The organism is Pseudomonas deceptionensis (assembly GCF_900106095.1).
GTDB lineage: Bacteria > Pseudomonadota > Gammaproteobacteria > Pseudomonadales > Pseudomonadaceae > Aquipseudomonas > Aquipseudomonas deceptionensis.
The window spans coordinates 2165081-2181047 of the sequence record NZ_FNUD01000002.1 but is presented as its reverse complement, the minus strand read 5'-3'; the positions used below and the strand labels follow the sequence as shown (position 1 = coordinate 2181047).

Genomic DNA, 15967 nt, shown 5'->3' with positions numbered 1-15967 from the left:
ATACGGCAACTCTGGCCGCGAAACCCGAAACCGCGACAGGGGGCACCTTCGCGGTTTCAGGTATTTAACAATGCGACTGAATTCTAGCTGTTAGCAACAGAACTTCAAGTAAGACATTAACTTTACTTGCGGGCTACGACACTCGAAGGAGCCATCGCCAGGGCACGTTTGGCCTCGATAAAGGTCTTGCTCCAGTAGCTGTCACCCAGGTTATCAATCCGTACACCGCCGCTGCGGCGGCTGCTGGAGTGGATAAACTGGTCATCTCCCAGGTAAATCCCGGCATGGCTGACACGGCCACGACCATTGGTGCTGAAGAACAGCAAATCACCCGGTTTGAGGTTTTTTCGTGCGACCAACGGTGCTTTCACGTTGATCATTTCACGCGTCGAGCGTGGCAGTTGCATGCCCGCTTCTTCTTTGAACAGGTAGCCGATGAAGCCGCTGCAATCGAAGCCAGACTCAGAGGTGCCGCCAAAACGGTAACGCGTACCGATCAAGGACATGCCGCGCTCAAGAATGCTGTCAGCCAAAGCCGGCAATTCGTAAGGCTTGCTGTTCTCGGAAAATTGAGCCAGTTCTTTTTCGGTTGCCAGTTCTTCCTGATAAAGAGCGGAAGATTGCGATACCGAAGATGACTTTTGAGCCTGCCGATAGACAACTTGCTGCGACACAGGAGTGTGGGCAGCACAGCCAAACAACAGGGTAACGAGTGCGAGAGGCACGAGGGGTGCGAAGCGCTTTAGCATGGGCACGACCGTGGCTTGTGGAAAAAGTAGCCGAGACTATGCCTTCTATGATCCTCATTTGCAAATTCAATCGATCTAAATGTGACTCGGGAGTTTTCTCAAGACATCTAAGGCTTTACACCCCTGACAATCGATTTTGCGCACCCAACCACTCTGGCGCGCAGGTTTTCTGGCGCCTGAAAACCGCCAAAAAGGCCTGCAGCCCAAGTTTTTAAAGGCGTGAACTACCAGCCCAGGGTTTCTTTCAGGAAAGGAATGGTCAGCTTGCGCTGCGCTTGCAGGGACGCCTGATCGAGCCGTTCAAGTAAATCAAACAGCGCGCTCATGCTGCGCGTACCTCGGGTGAGGATGAAGTGCCCGACTTCGTCGGTCAGGTGCAGGCCACGACGGGATGCACGCAACTGCAAGGCACGCAGTTTGTCTTCATCAGATAGCGGGCGCATCTGGAACACCAGTGCAAGGGTCAGGCGGGACTTGAGGTCCGCCAGCTTGATCGGCAGTTCACGGGGCGAGGTGGAGGCGGCGATCAGCAGGCGACGGCCACTGTCACGCAGGCGATTGAACAGGTGGAACAACGCCTCTTCCCAGTCAGCCCGACCGGCCACTGCCTGAAGATCATCCAGGCAAACCAGTTCGTACTGCTCAAGGTTATCGAGGATTTCAATGCCGCGATCCAGCAACTCGGCCAGTGGCAAGTACACCGCCGGCTCACCCATCTGCTCAAAGCGCAGACAGGCGGCCTGTAGCAAGTGTGTACGGCCCACGCCTTGTTTGCCCCAGAGGTAGATCAGGCTTTCTGTCCAGCCGGCGTCGGCTTCGCAAAGACGCTCGACATAGCCGAGTGCAGCGGCATTGGCGCCTGGATAGTAGTTTATGAAGGTAGCGTCATCACGCAGACGCACACCTAGGGGCAGCTGAATCGGTTTCATGCTGACTGAACAGTTCAAGCGAACCGTTAGTGGCCTCTGTGTAAAGTATTAAAAGTTTATACCCGTGTAGCCGGGCACACAATGTAACAGACCACGAGCAAAATCAAAGGTTTGCATTAACGTCTTGGATTGATTGGTCTTTTTCTTGCTATCCGGGCCCCTGGTGCATAAACAAAAAAGCGGGCTCACCTCACGATGAACCCGCCCCTTCACACCGCCAGCGCTACAACTGGGGGTCTTCGCTGCCTTTATAGACCTGGGAGTCCTTGTACAGATCCTGCACATGACGCACCAGCACCATAATCACAGCAGCCACCGGCAACGCCAGCAACACCCCGGTAAAGCCAAACAGCTCGCCACCCGCCAGAATCGCGAAGATCACGGCCACCGGGTGCATACCGATCTTGTCACCCACCAGCAAGGGTGTGAGTACCGTACCCTCGAGCGCCTGACCGACCATAAACACCGCCACGATTCCGAGCATCGGGTACAGATCCCCGCCAAACTGGAACAGGCCAGCGATCAACGCCGCACCGATGCCGACAATAAAGCCCATATACGGCACGATGGCTGCCACCCCCGCCATCAAGCCGATCAACAACCCCAACTCGAGGCCGACAAACATCAGGCCCGCCGAGTAGATCACCCCCAGCGCCAGCATCACCAGCAACTGACCTCGGACAAACGCGCCGAGCACGTCGTGACATTCCTTGGCCAGCGACACAATCTGCTCGGCGCGAGCACGGGGCAACAGGCCGTGAATCTTGGCCATCATGATGTTCCAGTCCCGCAGCAGGTAAAAAGCTACCACCGGGATCAGTACCAGATTGGCCAAAAAGCCGATCAGTGCCAGGCTGGATGCCGTGGCTTGGGACAGCACCACACCGACGATGTCAGTGGCCTGCCCCATGTGTTCGGTGATGGCCGCCTTGATCTTGTCGAATTTCCAGAAGCTGTCGCTCAAGCCCAGCTTGGCCTGGACCCACGGCATTGCGGTGTGCTGCAACCAGTCGAGCACCTGCGGCGCCAGCTGATAGAGCTTCAACAGCTGCTTGGCCAGCAGCGGCACCAACACCAGCAGTAACGTCATCAAGATGATGGTGAACAGCGCAAAGACCGCGACCACGCCCCAGGTTCTTGAAAGCCCGGCCCTTTCCAGCCGGTCAACCACAGGGTCGAACATATAGGCCAGAACGATTGCGACCAAAAAGGGCGTGAGTATCGGATGCAGGAAGTACACGAACAAGGCGAACCCCAGCGCTACACCCCACCACACCCACCGTCGCGAATCTGCCATGAATCACCCCATCCTTATATAAAGAAGATAAAAGCCTACCAACTGAACCGTAGCTGCGGCGTCGGTGCTGCTACCACGCCGGGCGCCTGCCCTGGATCGGCAACAGCAGGCATTTGGCCCGCAGGCACTTCCTTCAATTGCGCCAGCCCCAACTGCGAACGCAACTGCTCGGCACTGCCGTTTACCTGATAAACAATACGATCCCCCTCGACGCTCTTTAGTTTCGCGCCAAAGGGTTCCAGCAAATGCCCCAACTGCGCGTAGCGCGCCAGGTTCATACCTTGCACTTCGAGCAACTGCTCGGTGGAAATCCCCGGCTTGACCGCGTAACGCGGCGCCAGACGCTCGCTCACCGCCAGCATTACGGCATCGGCCAGCGCCGCCTGATCAGGGGCCTGGGCGCTGCCCTGCTCCTGCTGATCTCCGACCCACAAGCGCCACTTGGCAGTCCATTTCCCGTCTTCTTCACGGGCATGCACCGCCAGCAACGCATCTGCCCCGTAACGCTCGGAAGCATCCTTCAAAGGCGCAGGGTTGCTGCCTTCAAGGTTGTCAGCAGTACCCACCAACTGCTCGCTCAGGTCCGCCAATGGCAAGCGCAACGGCAAACCTCGATGTTGCGCCGCCCGGCGCAGAGGCTCAGCGGCAGACTGACCGTCACCCACCAGGCTCGACCCGTCGACCGAGTCATTCAACCACCAGCCCAGCAACGCGGGCCGGTTGGTACCCCACAACGACAAACCGGCCTTGCGCAACGCGCGGTCAGTACTCACAGGGTCGAACTCCACCTGAAGGCTTTCCGGCGGACCCGCGTCATAGCCGTACTGGCTGATGATTTGCTGCGGATCCTTGCGAATCGCCTCAAGCCCGGGGCTCTGGATCGCCTTGGCATCCCCTGTAAGACGCAGCACCAGGGTCTCCAGGGCTTTTTGCGTGGCCTGGGTACGCTCTTCAGGCGATTGACTGGTGACCGGCTCGCGCACTTGATAAAGACCGGTCAGGATTTCGGCATGACTCGCCAGGCTAAAAAATGACAAACAGCCCACTGCTAAAAATTGGCTCAGACGCATGAAAGATTCCCGATGACAAAAAAGCAGCCTGATAAGGACACCATAAAAACACCCGAACAAGCTTCAGACACGGCCACAGCCAAATCATTCAAGCTCGCCGCACAGTTTTCATTCGGTCATAAAAACTCAAAAGTAATTCGCTATACCTTATACAGGGCCGCGCGCAGACCCAAGTACGACTAAAAAAGGTTTTTTTCGACAGATATAACCCTGCCTGTCGGCCCGAGGATGGCCGCTGCCCTTCAAGCCTGATAAAATCGCGCGCCTTCGCAGACCGGCAACAGCCGGGCACCCTGCAAATGCTTTTCGCCATCGATGAGCACTTGCAAGCCTGCCCCCTGAACTCGGTCGATACCCCCGAATCCCCCCTAAAGGCCTGGATTATGAGCAAGCAACCATCCCTGAGCTACAAAGACGCCGGTGTAGACATCGACGCCGGTGAAGCATTGGTCGAACGCATCAAGAGCGTGGCCAAGCGCACTGCACGCCCGGAAGTGATGGGCGGCCTCGGCGGTTTTGGCGCCCTCTGCGAAATTCCGGCTGGCTACAAGCAGCCTGTTCTGGTTTCCGGCACCGACGGTGTAGGCACCAAGCTGCGCCTGGCGCTGAACCTGAACAAACACGACAGCATCGGTATCGACCTGGTTGCCATGTGCGTTAACGACCTGATCGTATGCGGCGCCGAGCCTCTGTTCTTCCTCGACTACTACGCCACCGGCAAGCTCAACGTAGAAACCGCAACCCAAGTGGTTACCGGTATCGGCGCTGGCTGCGAATTGTCCGGTTGCTCGCTGGTAGGCGGCGAAACCGCTGAAATGCCGGGCATGTACGAAGGCGAAGACTATGACCTGGCCGGTTTCTGCGTCGGCGTTGTAGAAAAATCCGAAATCATCGACGGCTCCAAGGTTGCTGCCGGCGATGCCCTGCTCGCCCTGCCTTCTTCGGGCCCGCACTCCAACGGTTACTCGCTGATCCGCAAGATCATCGAAGTGTCCGGTGCCGACATCGAAAACATCCAGCTCGACGGCAAGCCGCTGACCGACCTGCTGATGGCCCCGACCCGTATCTACGTCAAGCCGCTGCTCAAGCTGATCAAGGAAACCGGCGTTGTTAAAGCCATGGCCCACATCACCGGTGGCGGCCTGCTCGACAACATCCCGCGCGTTCTGCCAAAAGGCGCTCAAGCGGTAGTTGACGTTGCCAGCTGGCAGCGCCCTGCAGTCTTCGACTGGCTGCAAGAAAAAGGCAACGTGGACGAAAACGAAATGCACCGCGTGCTGAACTGCGGCGTGGGCATGGTGATCTGCGTAGCCCAGGCTGACGTTGAAACCGCGCTGAACGTACTGCGTGAAGCAGGCGAGCAACCGTGGGTCATCGGCCAGATCGCAACCGCCGCCGAAGGCGCTCCACAAGTTGAGCTGCAAAACCTCAAGGCTCACTAATGCCTGATACCTGTGATGTAGTGGTGCTGCTTTCCGGCACCGGCAGCAACTTGCAGGCCTTGATCGACAGCAATGACGTCAAGGACAGTCCGGCCAGGATTCGCGCGGTAATCTCCAACCGCGCAGATGCCTACGGCCTGCAACGCGCCAAAGACGCGGGTATCGAAACCCGCGTACTGGATCACAAAGCATTCGAGGGCCGCGAGGCCTTCGATGCTGCATTGATCAAGATCATCGACGAATTCAAACCGCAACTGGTGGTTCTGGCCGGATTCATGCGCATTCTAAGCGCAGACTTCGTGCGTCACTATCAGGGTCGCCTGCTCAATATCCACCCTTCGCTGTTGCCCAAATACAAAGGCTTGCACACGCATCAACGCGCGCTGGAAGCGGGTGATCGCGAACACGGCTGCAGCGTGCACTTTGTGACCGAGGAACTCGACGGCGGGCCTCTGGTCGTACAGGCAGTGATACCGGTAGAGTCTGATGACTCGCCACACAGTCTGGCGCAACGGGTTCACACCCAGGAACACCGGATTTATCCGCTTGCAGTGCGCTGGTTTGCCGAAGGTCGCTTGTCTCTTGACGAGCAAGGCGCATTATTGGACGGTCAATTACTCGCGGCCAGCGGCCACCTGATACGAATCTAGGAGAAATTATGCGTCGTGCCCTGCTTCTCGCCCTCAGCCTGCTGGCTATCCCAGCAGTGCAGGCGGCCGAACTCCAGCCATTCAAAGCCAGCTACACCGCCGACTGGAAACAGTTGCCGATGAGCGGTTCTGCCGAGCGCAGCCTGACCAAAAACGACAAAGGCGTCTGGACCTTGAACTTCAAGGCTTCGATGCTGGTGGCCAGCCTTAACGAAGAAAGCACCCTCAAAATTGAAAAGGACGCGCTGATCCCGCTGACCTATCACTTTGAACGTGGCGGCCTGGGCAAAGCCAAGAAGATCGATCTGGATTTCGACTGGGCCACCAAAATGGTGACCGGTACTGATCAGGGCGACCCGGTCAAAGTGCCACTTCTCACGGGCATGCTCGACAAGTCCACCTACCAGCTGGCCTTGCAGCGTGATGTGGAAGCCGGCAAGAAGTCCATGAGCTACCAGGTGGTTGATGGTAACGACGTAGACACCTATGACTTCCGCGTTATCGGCCCTGAAGTGGTCGAAACCAAGGCTGGCAAGGTAGATGCCATCAAGGTTGAGCGCGTACGCGATCCGACACAGAACAAGCGCATCACAGAAATGTGGTTCGCCAAGAACTGGGATTCGCTGCTGGTTAAACTGCGCCAGGTCGAAAAAGACGGTAAGGAATACAACATCATGCTGCTGGACGGCACGGTGAATGGCAAAGCGGTCAAGGGCAACTAAGCGGCAAGCCCTGAGCTGCACGCCAAAACCTCGCTTCGGCGGGGTTTTTTTTTGCCCGGAAAAAGCCTTCAAACATGAAACTTTTGTCATAAAACTATCGGCCAAATCCGTAAACACCACGTCGTTCAAGGGCTGTAGGGTTTGTCAGTTTTTAACAAGATGACAGCGCGACAATCAGCTATTTACTTAGGAAGCTAACAGATTCTATAAAGGAGTCCTGCGACGCCTTGCCGCAGACCTTTATCAGAATTTGGAGCAAGCAGATGACTATCAAAGTAACTGAACGCGACGATTCACGTATGTTCCACCAACTGGTAGCCCACGGTGTTCACCTGTGGGACGTGCATCAGGAAGACGTGCTGGTTGGTATGTTCCACCGCGAGAGCGACGCTCACAGCTACAAGGCTGAGCTGGAAAAGCTGGAAGCGCAAAAACTCCAGGCCTGAACGACGCAACTACAGACTTGAAAAAAACAAACCCCGCCGAAGCGGGGTTTGTTTTGTTATGCGCTAACGCAAAACTCTGTGGGAGCGAGCAGGCTCGCTCCCACAGGTTGTGAGTGTTACCACATCAGATCATCAGGGATCTGATAGGCCGCGTACGGATCGTCTTCTTCCGGCGTTTTTGACTCCACCAGAATGTTGAGCTGAACAATCCGGCGCGGGTCGCGCTCCTGAATTTTCAGCGCAGCCTCACGCGGGATCACTTCGTAACCGCCCTGGTGCTGCACGATCGCCAGCGAGCCATTGGCCAGCTTGTTGCGCATCAACGTGTTGACCGACAGGCGCTTGACCTTCTTGTCGTCCACAAAGTTGTAATAGTCCTCGGTGTTGAGCTTGGGCAGACGCGAGACTTCGATCAACTGCTTGATCTGCGCGGCGCGGGCCTTTTGCTCGACCTTCTCTTGTTGCTGACGGTTCAGCTCCTGATCGCGCTTGACCTTCTCGGCCTTGGCTTCGGCGGCCAGACGCTGCTGGGTGTCGTCCAGCTCGATCTGGCCTTTGTGGGCCAGACGCTGCTGCTTTTGCTTTTCTTTGCCGGCCTGCTTGGCCTGCTTCTCGTTGACCAGTCCGGCTTTGAGCAACTGGTCGCGTAGGGAAATGCTCATCTACTTACTCACTTAGGCAAACTCAGCCGCAGCTGGGCAAATTCTTTTCCTGGCGCTTGGCTTCGCCCCACAGGGCATCCAGGTCTTCAAGGGTGCAGTCTTCAATGGGACGCAGGGTATCGCGCAATGCCTGCTCGATAAACCGGAAACGTCGATCAAATTTTGCATTGGCCCCGCGCAAGGCGGTTTCCGGGTCCACTTTTAGGTGGCGGGCCAGGTTGACCACCGAAAACAGCAGGTCACCGATCTCGTCATGGATAGCGGCCGAATCGTTATCAGCCATGGCCTCAAGCACTTCATCCAGCTCTTCGCGAACCTTGTCCAGCACCGGCAACGCGGCCGGCCAGTCAAAGCCAACCTGGGCAGCACGCTTTTGCAATTTGGCAGCACGGGACAGGGCCGGCAGCGCAACCGGCACGTCATCCAGCAAGGAGAGCTGCTCGGGAGCAACGGACTTTTCTGCGCGCTCCTGCGCCTTGATTTCATCCCAGCGCTGCTTGACCTGCTCTTCGCTCAGGCGTGGCACATCCAGCGGCGCATACAGATCGCCGGTGGGGAATACATGGGGATGTCGGCGGATCAGCTTGCGGGTGATGCTGTCGATCACCCCGGCAAACTCAAACCGACCTTCTTCGCGGGCAAGCTGGCTGTAATACACCACCTGAAACAACAAATCGCCCAGCTCGCCTTGCAGGTGCTCAAAGTCGCCTTGCTCAATGGCATCAGCGACTTCGTAAGCTTCCTCAAGGGTGTAAGGCACGATGGTGGCCCAGGTTTGCTTGATATCCCACGGACAGCCGTACTGCGGGTCACGCAGGCGGGCCATGAGGTGTAGCAGGTCGTCGAGGTTGTACATCTGTAATCCCTGTGCAAAACCCTGTAGCCGCTGCCGCTGGCTGCGATGGGTTGCGTAGCGACCCCGCTTTATAAAACGAAGGTCCTTCGGCCCTTATCGCAGCCTGCGGCAGCGGCTACACAGGTTCGCGTTGTTGACCGCTAGCGCGGCTCGCTGCGCCCGATCCGGCGGGTTTCGATGATGTTCGGCAGTTGCGAGATACGCCCCAGCAAACGCCCCAGCGCATCCAGACCCGGGATCTCGATGGTCAAGGTCATCAACGCGGTGTTGTTTTCCTTGTTCGAGCGGGTATTGACCGCCAGTACGTTGATCCGCTCGTTGAGCAGCACCTGAGACACATCACGCAGCAATCCCGAACGGTCGTAGGCGCGGATCTCGATGTCGACCGGATAGGTTGACACCGGGATCGGACCCCAGTTGACCTGGATCATCCGCTCCGGCTCACGGCTGCCCAGTTGCAGCACCGAGGCGCAGTCCTGACGGTGAATGCTCACGCCACGGCCCTGGGTGATGTAACCGACAATCGCATCCCCCGGCAGCGGCTGGCAGCACCCGGCCATCTGGGTCAGCAGGTTGCCGACGCCTTCGATCTGGATATCTCCGCGCTTGCCCGGCTTGTAGCCCGTGGCCTTGCGCGGAATCAGCTCCATCTGCTCGCTGCCGCGCTCCGGCTCGACCTGTTGCTGCGCCAGGTTGATCAGTTGCGCCAGGCGCAAATCACCCGCACCGAGCGCCGCATACATGTCCTCGGCGGTTCTCATGTTGGCTTTGTCGGCGAGCTTCTCGTAGTCCACCGCTGGCAGGCCCAAACGCCCCAGCTCGCGCTCGAGCATGGTTTTACCGGCCGCGACGTTCTGATCACGCGCCTGCAACTTGAACCAGTGAACGATCTTGGCCCGTGCCCGCGACGTGGTGATGTAACCCAGGTTCGGGTTCAACCAGTCGCGGCTCGGCGTGCCGTGCTTGCTGGTGATGATTTCGACCTGTTCACCGGTTTGCAGGCTGTAGTTGAGCGGCACGATGCGCCCGTTGATCTTGGCGCCGCGGCAGTTATGGCCGATTTCGGTGTGTACCCGATACGCAAAGTCCAGCGGTGTTGCGCCCTTGGGCAGGTCGATTGCATGACCGTCCGGGGTAAATATGTAGACCCGGTCCGGCTCGATATCGACCCGCAGCTGATCGGCCAGGCCACCAATGTCGCCCAGCTCTTCGTGCCATTCCAGCACTTGGCGCAGCCACGAGATTTTCTCTTCGTACTGATTGGAACCGGCCTTGACGTCGGTGCCCTTGTAGCGCCAGTGCGCACAAACCCCCAGCTCGGCCTCTTCGTGCATGGCGTGGGTGCGAATCTGCACCTCAAGCACCTTGCCTTCAGGCCCGATCACGGCGGTGTGCAGCGAGCGGTAGCCGTTCTCCTTGGGGTTGGCGATGTAGTCGTCGAATTCTTTGGGAATGTGGCGCCACAGGGTGTGGACGATGCCCAGCGCGGTGTAGCAATCGCGCATTTCCGGCACCAGCACCCGCACCGCACGCACGTCATAGATCTGGCTGAAAGCCAGGCCCTTGCGCTGCATTTTGCGCCAGATGGAATAGATGTGCTTGGCACGGCCGCTGATATCAGCGTCAACACCGGTGGCCACCAGCTCGGTACGCAACTGGTTCATCACATCACTGATAAAGCGCTCGCGATCGAGGCGGCGCTCGTGCAGCAAGGTGGCAATCTGTTTGTACTGCTCGGGCTCCAGGTAGCGGAAGGACAAGTCCTCCAGCTCCCATTTGATATGGCCGATGCCCAGGCGGTGCGCCAATGGCGCATAAATATCGAACACCTCACGGGCGACGCGGTTGCGCTTCTCGTCCGGGGCATTCTTGACGGCGCGAATGGCGCAGGTACGTTCGGCCAGCTTGATGAGTGCAACACGCACGTCATCAACCATGGCGACCAGCATCTTGCGCAGGTTTTCGACCTGGCCCTGGGTGCCCAACACCATGGATTGGCGAGGGCTGAGGCTGTCACTGATGGCAGCCATGCGCAGCACGCCATCAATCAGCTTGGCCACCACCGGGCCAAAGCGCTGGCTGACAGCAGGCAACAACACCTGCCCTTCGCGCACGCAACGATAAAGAATCGCGGCAACCAGAGAATCTTGATCCAGTTTCAGATCGGCCAGTATCTCGGCGATTTCCAACCCGGTGCGAAAGCTGGATGTGCCCTCGGCCCACAGGTTTTTCGCCGCATTGGCTTGCTGCTCGACCTCGCGCGCAAACTCACACGCTTCTTTCAAGGCTTCACGGTCCAGCGCCACATCGACACTCACCGCATGATCGAGCCATGCCTCGAGGTTGAGACTGCCGTCGGTGTTGATCGGCTGGTGTGCTCTGACCTGTACCATCTTGCTTACCTTCCCTACAGCGCATATTCAATGCGCCGAAATCACAGGCCCTAATCCCGACCACGCGCTACAGGGCATATCTGCGCGAGTCGCGGGCCTGTCGAAATAGACAGACCGTCCTAGTCTGCTTCAAATAACGCCATCGCCTCGACATGCGCTGTTTGCGGAAACATATCGAGGATTCCGGCACGTTTTAACCGATAACCCTGTTTCATCAATTCAACCGTGTCGCGCGCCAGCGTGGCCGGGTTGCACGACACATACACCAACCGTTTGGCACCCAGGCCAGACAGCTTGCGTACTACTTCATAGGCGCCGTCGCGGGGCGGGTCGAGCAGTACGGCACAAAAACCCTCTTTGGCCCAGGCTGCATCCGCCAGCGGCTGCGACAAGTCAGCCTGAAACAACGCTACATTATGCAGGTTGTTACTGACCGCGTTTTGCGCCGCGCGTTCGACCATGGTCGCAACACCTTCAACTGCCACCACCTCGCGCACCTGACGCGACAGCGGTAAAGCGAAGTTACCCAGCCCACAGAACAAGTCAAGAATCCGTTCGTCAGCTTGTGGAGCAAGCCACTTTATTGCCTGAGCGACCATGGCTTCGTTGACGCCGGCATTGACCTGGACAAAATCACCGGGGCGATACGCCAGCTCAAGGCCCCACTGTTCCAGACGGTAGCCCAAGGTCCGAGTCAAATCGACTGGCTGTGGCTCTCCTTCACCATGCAGCCACAATTGGGCGTTATGGGTCAGGCAAAAATCCTGCAAAACCTGCATGTCGGCATCGTTGAGCGGTGCCATATGACGCAGCAAAACCGCAATCGCCGAACCGCTGAACAACTCGACATGGCCCAGGGCCTTCGGATTGCTCAGTTGACGCAACATGGCGGGCAGCCCGGTCATGATAGGTTGCAAAGCCTGTACCAAGACCAAACAGTGATCAATGGCCACGATGTCCTGGCTGCCGGCAGCCCGGAACCCCACATCCAGACGCTTGGCCCGCGCATCCCAACGCACGGCAATGCGCGCCCGGCGGCGATAGCCGAATTCCGGGCCGGTCAGCGGCGGCGCCCACTCTTGGGGTTCGACACCGGCCACACGGGACAGTTGCTCGGCCAGCATGCGCTGTTTGAGTGCAAGCTGCTCCTCATGGGGCAAATGCTGGACGCTGCAACCGCCACATTTGCCCGCATGGGCGCACGGCGCCTCGCGGCGAATGTCGCTGGCTTTGAATACACGCTCGGTACGGGCCTCAACGACTTTGCCGTGAGCCCCCAACACGCGCGCTTCAACCTCTTCGCCGGCCAGGGCCCCTGACACAAACCAGGTGCGCCCTTCGACAAAGGCGATACCACGGCCGTCATTGGCCAGACGCTCGATGCTCAAACGCTGTTTTTTGCCCGTGGGCACTTGCGGGGCCTTGGTGCCGCCAGCAGGCTGGAAGCGCAGACCTCTTTCTTGCTTAGCCATCAATTAGGCTCATCGTAAATGCCAGTCGACAAGTAACGATCGCCCCGGTCGCAAATGATCGCGACCATCACCGCGTTTTCAACTTCCTGACTCAGGCGCAGCATCGCAGCCACCGCCCCGCCCGAAGACACACCACAGAAGATCCCTTCTTCACGGGCCAGACGACGGGTGACGTCTTCGGCCTCGCGCTGGGCCATGTCGACAATCCGGTCAACCCGGTCAGCCTGGTAAATCTTTGGCAGGTATTCCTGCGGCCAGCGGCGAATGCCCGGAATGGCGGAGCCTTCCATCGGCTGCAAACCGACGATCTGCACACCCGGGTTTTGCTCTTTGAGATAGCGCGACACGCCCATGATGGTACCGGTGGTGCCCATCGAACTGATGAAGTGGGTGATCGTACCGTTGGTCTGACGCCAGATTTCCGGGCCGGTGCCGGTGTAGTGCGCTTGGGGGTTATCACCATTGGCGAACTGGTCGAGCACCTTGCCCAGGCCCTGAGCCTGCATCTTGTCGGCCAGGTCGCGGGCACCTTCCATGCCCTCTTCCTGGCTGACCAGGATCAGCTCGGCGCCATACGCGGTCATGGCCGCCTTGCGCTCGGCACTGGAGTTGTCAGGCATGATCAGGATCATCTTGTAGCCCTTGATCGCAGCAGCCATGGCCAGTGCAATCCCGGTATTGCCCGATGTGGCTTCGATCAGGGTGTCGCCGGCCTGGATCTGCCCGCGCCCTTCAGCGCGTGCAATCATCGACAGGGCCGGACGGTCCTTGACCGAGCCTGCAGGGTTGTTCCCTTCGAGCTTGAGCAACAAGGTGTTGGTGGTGTCTCCGGCCAGGCGCTGCAAGCGCACCAGCGGAGTGTTGCCGACGCAATCGGCGATAGTTGGGTACTGCAATGTCATGGCGTATTCGCAATCCAGACCGCGGGGCCGCACATCATACCGGCAAACGCCGATAGCCCATATCACGCAAAGTGCGGTGCTTATGGCGAAAGGCTATAAGCCAGGGTTTGAGGCACACACGAACCCGTAGCAGCCTTGCGCTGCTCGTCAGCTGCTACGCGGTGCAAGCGCAAGCTATTTGGCTGGCAAACGAACATGTACCCGCAACCCGCCCCCATGATTCTCAGCCCATAAACTACCGCCCTGCAGCCGCAGCGCATTTCGCGCAATGCTCAGCCCCAGACCGAAGCCCCCGTCGCCTGGCCTTGAACCGTCCAGCCGGGTAAAAGGCGCGAAAATCCGTTCAAGCTCTTCAGGCGCCACACCCCCACCCTGGTCGTCGAGCCATAGATGCCATTCGTCGCCTTCACGCTGCCCGCTCAGGCTGACAACGCCATCGGGCGGCGAATGGCGGATGGCATTACGCAGGATGTTCTCCAGCGCCTGGGCCAGGCTATTGAGGTGCCCGCGCACCCAGCAATGCTCATCCACCAGGCAGGGCAACCGCGATTGCGGCCAGCCGCTTTCAAAGCGGGCGTTTTCGGTGAGCATCTCCCACAACGCCTGAACCTGAATGTCTTCCACGGGCAACTGCCCGCGCTCGGCATCCAGCCAGGCCAGTTGCAGGGTGTCTTCGACCAGCCGTTGCATGCCGTCAACTTCACGGCTCAAGCGCTCGCGCAGCGCTTCGAGATCCTGTTCGCTGTCACAGGCCACCCGCAAGCGGCTCAAGGGCGTACGCAGTTCATGGGACAAGTCACGGAGCAACTGCTGCTGTTGCGAGACCGTGCTTTGCAGGCGCTCGGACATTTGATCGAACGCCCGCGCCAGTTCACCCAGCTCGTCCTGACGCCCGGTGGTCTGGCTCGACAGCCTGGCCCCCAATTGATCGGCCCGCCACGCGTTGGCCTGTTCGCGCAAATGGTTCAGCGGCACGATCAGCACGCGGTACAGGCCCACGCACAAGAGCAGCGTCAGCAACCCGGGAATCACACCGTTAGTGACAATCCGCCAGATGATCTGCGAGCGCCCCGGCATGAAACGCTGCGGCAACTCGATCACCAGGCTGCCCGCCGACGGGTCCCTGGGGAATGGCACCTTGAGCCATGGGCGCGCCGTCTTGATATGGCTGATGGGCCAGTCCAGACCGCGTAAAAAGGTCAATCGCTCACTTTCACGATCGCTCAGCGGGTAACTGCTCAGCGACTGCAAATCCTGGCCAATGACCCCGACCCAGCCGGGCTCCCTGTGCCCCATCGCCTGCAACCACTGATCGACACCCGCTTGCTGGCCGGTCTCCCAGGCGCGCTCGGCCTCACCGGCATAGCGCACCAGCGTGGCATGGGCCTGCTCCGACAAAAAGCCGGTGCGCTTGTCCATGTAACGGCCCCAGGACCAGCTGAGCCAGATCATCAGCAAACAGAAGACCACCAGCAGGCACGCCAGCTTCCAGAACACCGAGTTTTTGCCGGGCACCTTACAAGGCATCGCTGGCACTCAGGACATAACCCTTGCCCCACACCGTGCGCACTTCGCGCTGGTGGTAGCCGATGGTTTTGAGTTTTCGCCGGATCTGGCTGATGTGCATGTCCAGGCTGCGGTCGTGGGCCGCATAGCCGCGCTGCAGCACCTGCTGATAGAGGAAAGCCTTGCTGAGCACTTCGTCGGCACTGCGCTGCAGGGTATCGAGCAGGCGATACTCGCTGCGGGTCAACCCGGCCCAAAGCTGGTCATGACGCACATCGCAGGTGTCTTCGTCGAAAAACAGCCCGGTACCGACCGGCGGCTGATCCTGCGGCACCCGGGCGTCGGGCATGCGATCCAGGGCCACGCGACGCAAGATGGCCTGGATGCGCACTCGCAGCTCGGCCATGCTGAACGGCTTGGGCAGGTAATCATCCGCGCCCAGCTGAAACCCACTGATACGGTCGGCCTCGGCACCCAGCGCAGACATCAGGATCACCGGCAAGGCATGGGTCTGGCGCAATTGCGTCAACACCTGCAGGCCGTTCATGCCGGGCAGCAGAATATCCATCAGCACTACGTCAAAGTGCTCTTGCCGGGCAAGGGCCAGACCTTCCGGGCCGTTCTGGCACCAAATTACGTCAAACCCGCACCGCTCCAACTGCTCGTGCAGGTAGGCACCCAGGACGGGGTCGTCTTCGATGGTCAAAAGGCGCGACGGGCTAACAGGTACGGGATTCATTAGCGTCTGCAAGTCATTCTCAATCGTCGATTATTCAAGATTGAGCCACTGCGGGCAACCGGCACAGGCGCTAACGGGGGCGATAATCGGAAATTGATGGCAAATTTACAAAGATTTGCCAGGTGCCATATG

General features: G+C 58.8%; 15 protein-coding genes. 4 read left to right on the top strand and 11 right to left on the bottom strand.

Annotated elements, in window-relative coordinates; translation table 11 throughout:
• Positions 1-122 precede the first annotated feature (122 nt).
• From BLW11_RS09925 to BLW11_RS09910, 4 genes are all read right to left on the bottom strand, one after another.
• Positions 123-749 carry a C40 family peptidase gene (locus tag BLW11_RS09925; protein ID WP_048358877.1) on the bottom strand — a complete coding sequence of 209 codons (627 nt, stop codon included), beginning with the start codon at positions 747-749 and terminating at the stop codon, positions 123-125.
• Between the two features lie 224 nt (positions 750-973).
• Positions 974-1678, bottom strand: coding sequence for a DnaA regulatory inactivator Hda (gene hda / locus BLW11_RS09920; protein ID WP_019827725.1), 705 nt, complete (start codon positions 1676-1678; stop codon positions 974-976).
• Between the two features lie 223 nt (positions 1679-1901).
• The gene (locus BLW11_RS09915; RefSeq protein WP_048358878.1) at positions 1902-2975 is read right to left on the bottom strand and encodes an AI-2E family transporter; all 1074 of its coding nucleotides are present in this window, start codon (positions 2973-2975) and stop codon (positions 1902-1904) included.
• Between the two features lie 35 nt (positions 2976-3010).
• Positions 3011-4045 (bottom strand): DUF2066 domain-containing protein, encoded by a 1035-nt coding sequence (locus BLW11_RS09910; RefSeq protein WP_048358879.1) that lies wholly within the window; start codon positions 4043-4045, stop codon positions 3011-3013.
• A 383-nt stretch (positions 4046-4428) separates the two neighbouring features.
• On the opposite strand from BLW11_RS09910, the gene purM reads away from it, so the two are divergent.
• The 4 genes from purM to BLW11_RS09890 all read left to right on the top strand — a co-directional run bounded on the left by purM (position 4429) and on the right by BLW11_RS09890 (position 7305).
• Entirely contained in the window at positions 4429-5487 is a 1059-nt protein-coding gene (gene purM, locus BLW11_RS09905) for a phosphoribosylformylglycinamidine cyclo-ligase (protein ID WP_019827729.1), read from the top strand.
• Positions 5487-6137, top strand: a complete 651-nt coding sequence (purN, locus tag BLW11_RS09900; protein ID WP_048358880.1) for a phosphoribosylglycinamide formyltransferase — start codon at positions 5487-5489, stop codon at positions 6135-6137. Before purM ends, purN begins: the two co-directional genes overlap by 1 nt.
• 8 nt (positions 6138-6145) lie before the next feature.
• A complete protein-coding gene (locus BLW11_RS09895; RefSeq protein WP_048358881.1) occupies positions 6146-6859 on the top strand; it encodes a DUF3108 domain-containing protein in 714 nt (237 codons plus the stop codon).
• A 263-nt stretch (positions 6860-7122) separates the two neighbouring features.
• The gene (locus tag BLW11_RS09890; protein WP_048358882.1) at positions 7123-7305 is read left to right on the top strand and encodes a hypothetical protein; all 183 of its coding nucleotides are present in this window, start codon (positions 7123-7125) and stop codon (positions 7303-7305) included.
• 116 nt (positions 7306-7421) lie between these two features.
• Here BLW11_RS09890 and BLW11_RS09885 read toward each other — a convergent pair whose 3' ends face one another.
• From BLW11_RS09885 to BLW11_RS09855, 7 genes are all read right to left on the bottom strand, one after another.
• Positions 7422-7967, bottom strand: a complete 546-nt coding sequence (locus BLW11_RS09885; protein ID WP_048358883.1) for a DUF2058 domain-containing protein — start codon at positions 7965-7967, stop codon at positions 7422-7424.
• Positions 7968-7989: 22 nt separating this feature from the next.
• On the bottom strand, positions 7990-8823 hold the full coding sequence (gene mazG, locus BLW11_RS09880; protein ID WP_048358884.1) for a nucleoside triphosphate pyrophosphohydrolase: 834 nt from the start codon (positions 8821-8823) through the stop codon (positions 7990-7992).
• Between the two features lie 140 nt (positions 8824-8963).
• Complete coding sequence (gene relA / locus BLW11_RS09875; RefSeq protein ID WP_048358885.1) at positions 8964-11216, bottom strand: GTP diphosphokinase; 2253 nt, start codon at positions 11214-11216, stop codon at positions 8964-8966.
• A 119-nt stretch (positions 11217-11335) separates the two neighbouring features.
• Positions 11336-12688, bottom strand: a complete 1353-nt coding sequence (gene rlmD, locus BLW11_RS09870) for a 23S rRNA (uracil(1939)-C(5))-methyltransferase RlmD (protein ID WP_048358886.1) — start codon at positions 12686-12688, stop codon at positions 11336-11338.
• On the bottom strand, positions 12688-13590 hold the full coding sequence (cysM, locus tag BLW11_RS09865; protein ID WP_048358887.1) for a cysteine synthase CysM: 903 nt from the start codon (positions 13588-13590) through the stop codon (positions 12688-12690). Before cysM ends, rlmD begins: the two co-directional genes overlap by 1 nt.
• Before the next feature lie 174 nt (positions 13591-13764).
• On the bottom strand, positions 13765-15117 hold the full coding sequence (locus BLW11_RS09860; RefSeq protein WP_048358888.1) for a sensor histidine kinase: 1353 nt from the start codon (positions 15115-15117) through the stop codon (positions 13765-13767).
• Positions 15107-15835: a response regulator transcription factor gene (locus BLW11_RS09855; protein WP_048358889.1), complete on the bottom strand. Its 729-nt coding sequence runs from the start codon at positions 15833-15835 to the stop codon at positions 15107-15109. The genes BLW11_RS09860 and BLW11_RS09855 overlap by 11 nt, the downstream gene beginning before the upstream one ends.
• Between the last annotated feature and the right edge of the window lie 132 nt (positions 15836-15967).

Excerpts from the sequence above, each read along its gene's own strand:
- relA (WP_048358885.1), bottom strand. The coding sequence starts at position 11,216 with ATGGTACAGGTCAGAGCACACCAGCCGATCAACACCGACGGCAGTCTC.
- mazG (WP_048358884.1), bottom strand. The coding sequence starts at position 8,823 with ATGTACAACCTCGACGACCTGCTACACCTCATGGCCCGCCTGCGTGAC.
- BLW11_RS09895 (WP_048358881.1), top strand. The coding sequence starts at position 6,146 with ATGCGTCGTGCCCTGCTTCTCGCCCTCAGCCTGCTGGCTATCCCAGCA.
- hda (WP_019827725.1), bottom strand. The coding sequence starts at position 1,678 with ATGAAACCGATTCAGCTGCCCCTAGGTGTGCGTCTGCGTGATGACGCT.
- BLW11_RS09925 (WP_048358877.1), bottom strand. The coding sequence starts at position 749 with ATGCTAAAGCGCTTCGCACCCCTCGTGCCTCTCGCACTCGTTACCCTG.
- BLW11_RS09910 (WP_048358879.1), bottom strand. The coding sequence starts at position 4,045 with ATGCGTCTGAGCCAATTTTTAGCAGTGGGCTGTTTGTCATTTTTTAGC.
- BLW11_RS09855 (WP_048358889.1), bottom strand. The coding sequence starts at position 15,835 with ATGAATCCCGTACCTGTTAGCCCGTCGCGCCTTTTGACCATCGAAGAC.
- BLW11_RS09915 (WP_048358878.1), bottom strand. The coding sequence starts at position 2,975 with ATGGCAGATTCGCGACGGTGGGTGTGGTGGGGTGTAGCGCTGGGGTTC.
- BLW11_RS09885 (WP_048358883.1), bottom strand. The coding sequence starts at position 7,967 with ATGAGCATTTCCCTACGCGACCAGTTGCTCAAAGCCGGACTGGTCAAC.
- cysM (WP_048358887.1), bottom strand. The coding sequence starts at position 13,590 with ATGACATTGCAGTACCCAACTATCGCCGATTGCGTCGGCAACACTCCG.
- purN (WP_048358880.1), top strand. The coding sequence starts at position 5,487 with ATGCCTGATACCTGTGATGTAGTGGTGCTGCTTTCCGGCACCGGCAGC.
- purM (WP_019827729.1), top strand. The coding sequence starts at position 4,429 with ATGAGCAAGCAACCATCCCTGAGCTACAAAGACGCCGGTGTAGACATC.
- BLW11_RS09860 (WP_048358888.1), bottom strand. The coding sequence starts at position 15,117 with ATGCCTTGTAAGGTGCCCGGCAAAAACTCGGTGTTCTGGAAGCTGGCG.
- BLW11_RS09890 (WP_048358882.1), top strand. The coding sequence starts at position 7,123 with ATGACTATCAAAGTAACTGAACGCGACGATTCACGTATGTTCCACCAA.
- rlmD (WP_048358886.1), bottom strand. The coding sequence starts at position 12,688 with ATGGCTAAGCAAGAAAGAGGTCTGCGCTTCCAGCCTGCTGGCGGCACC.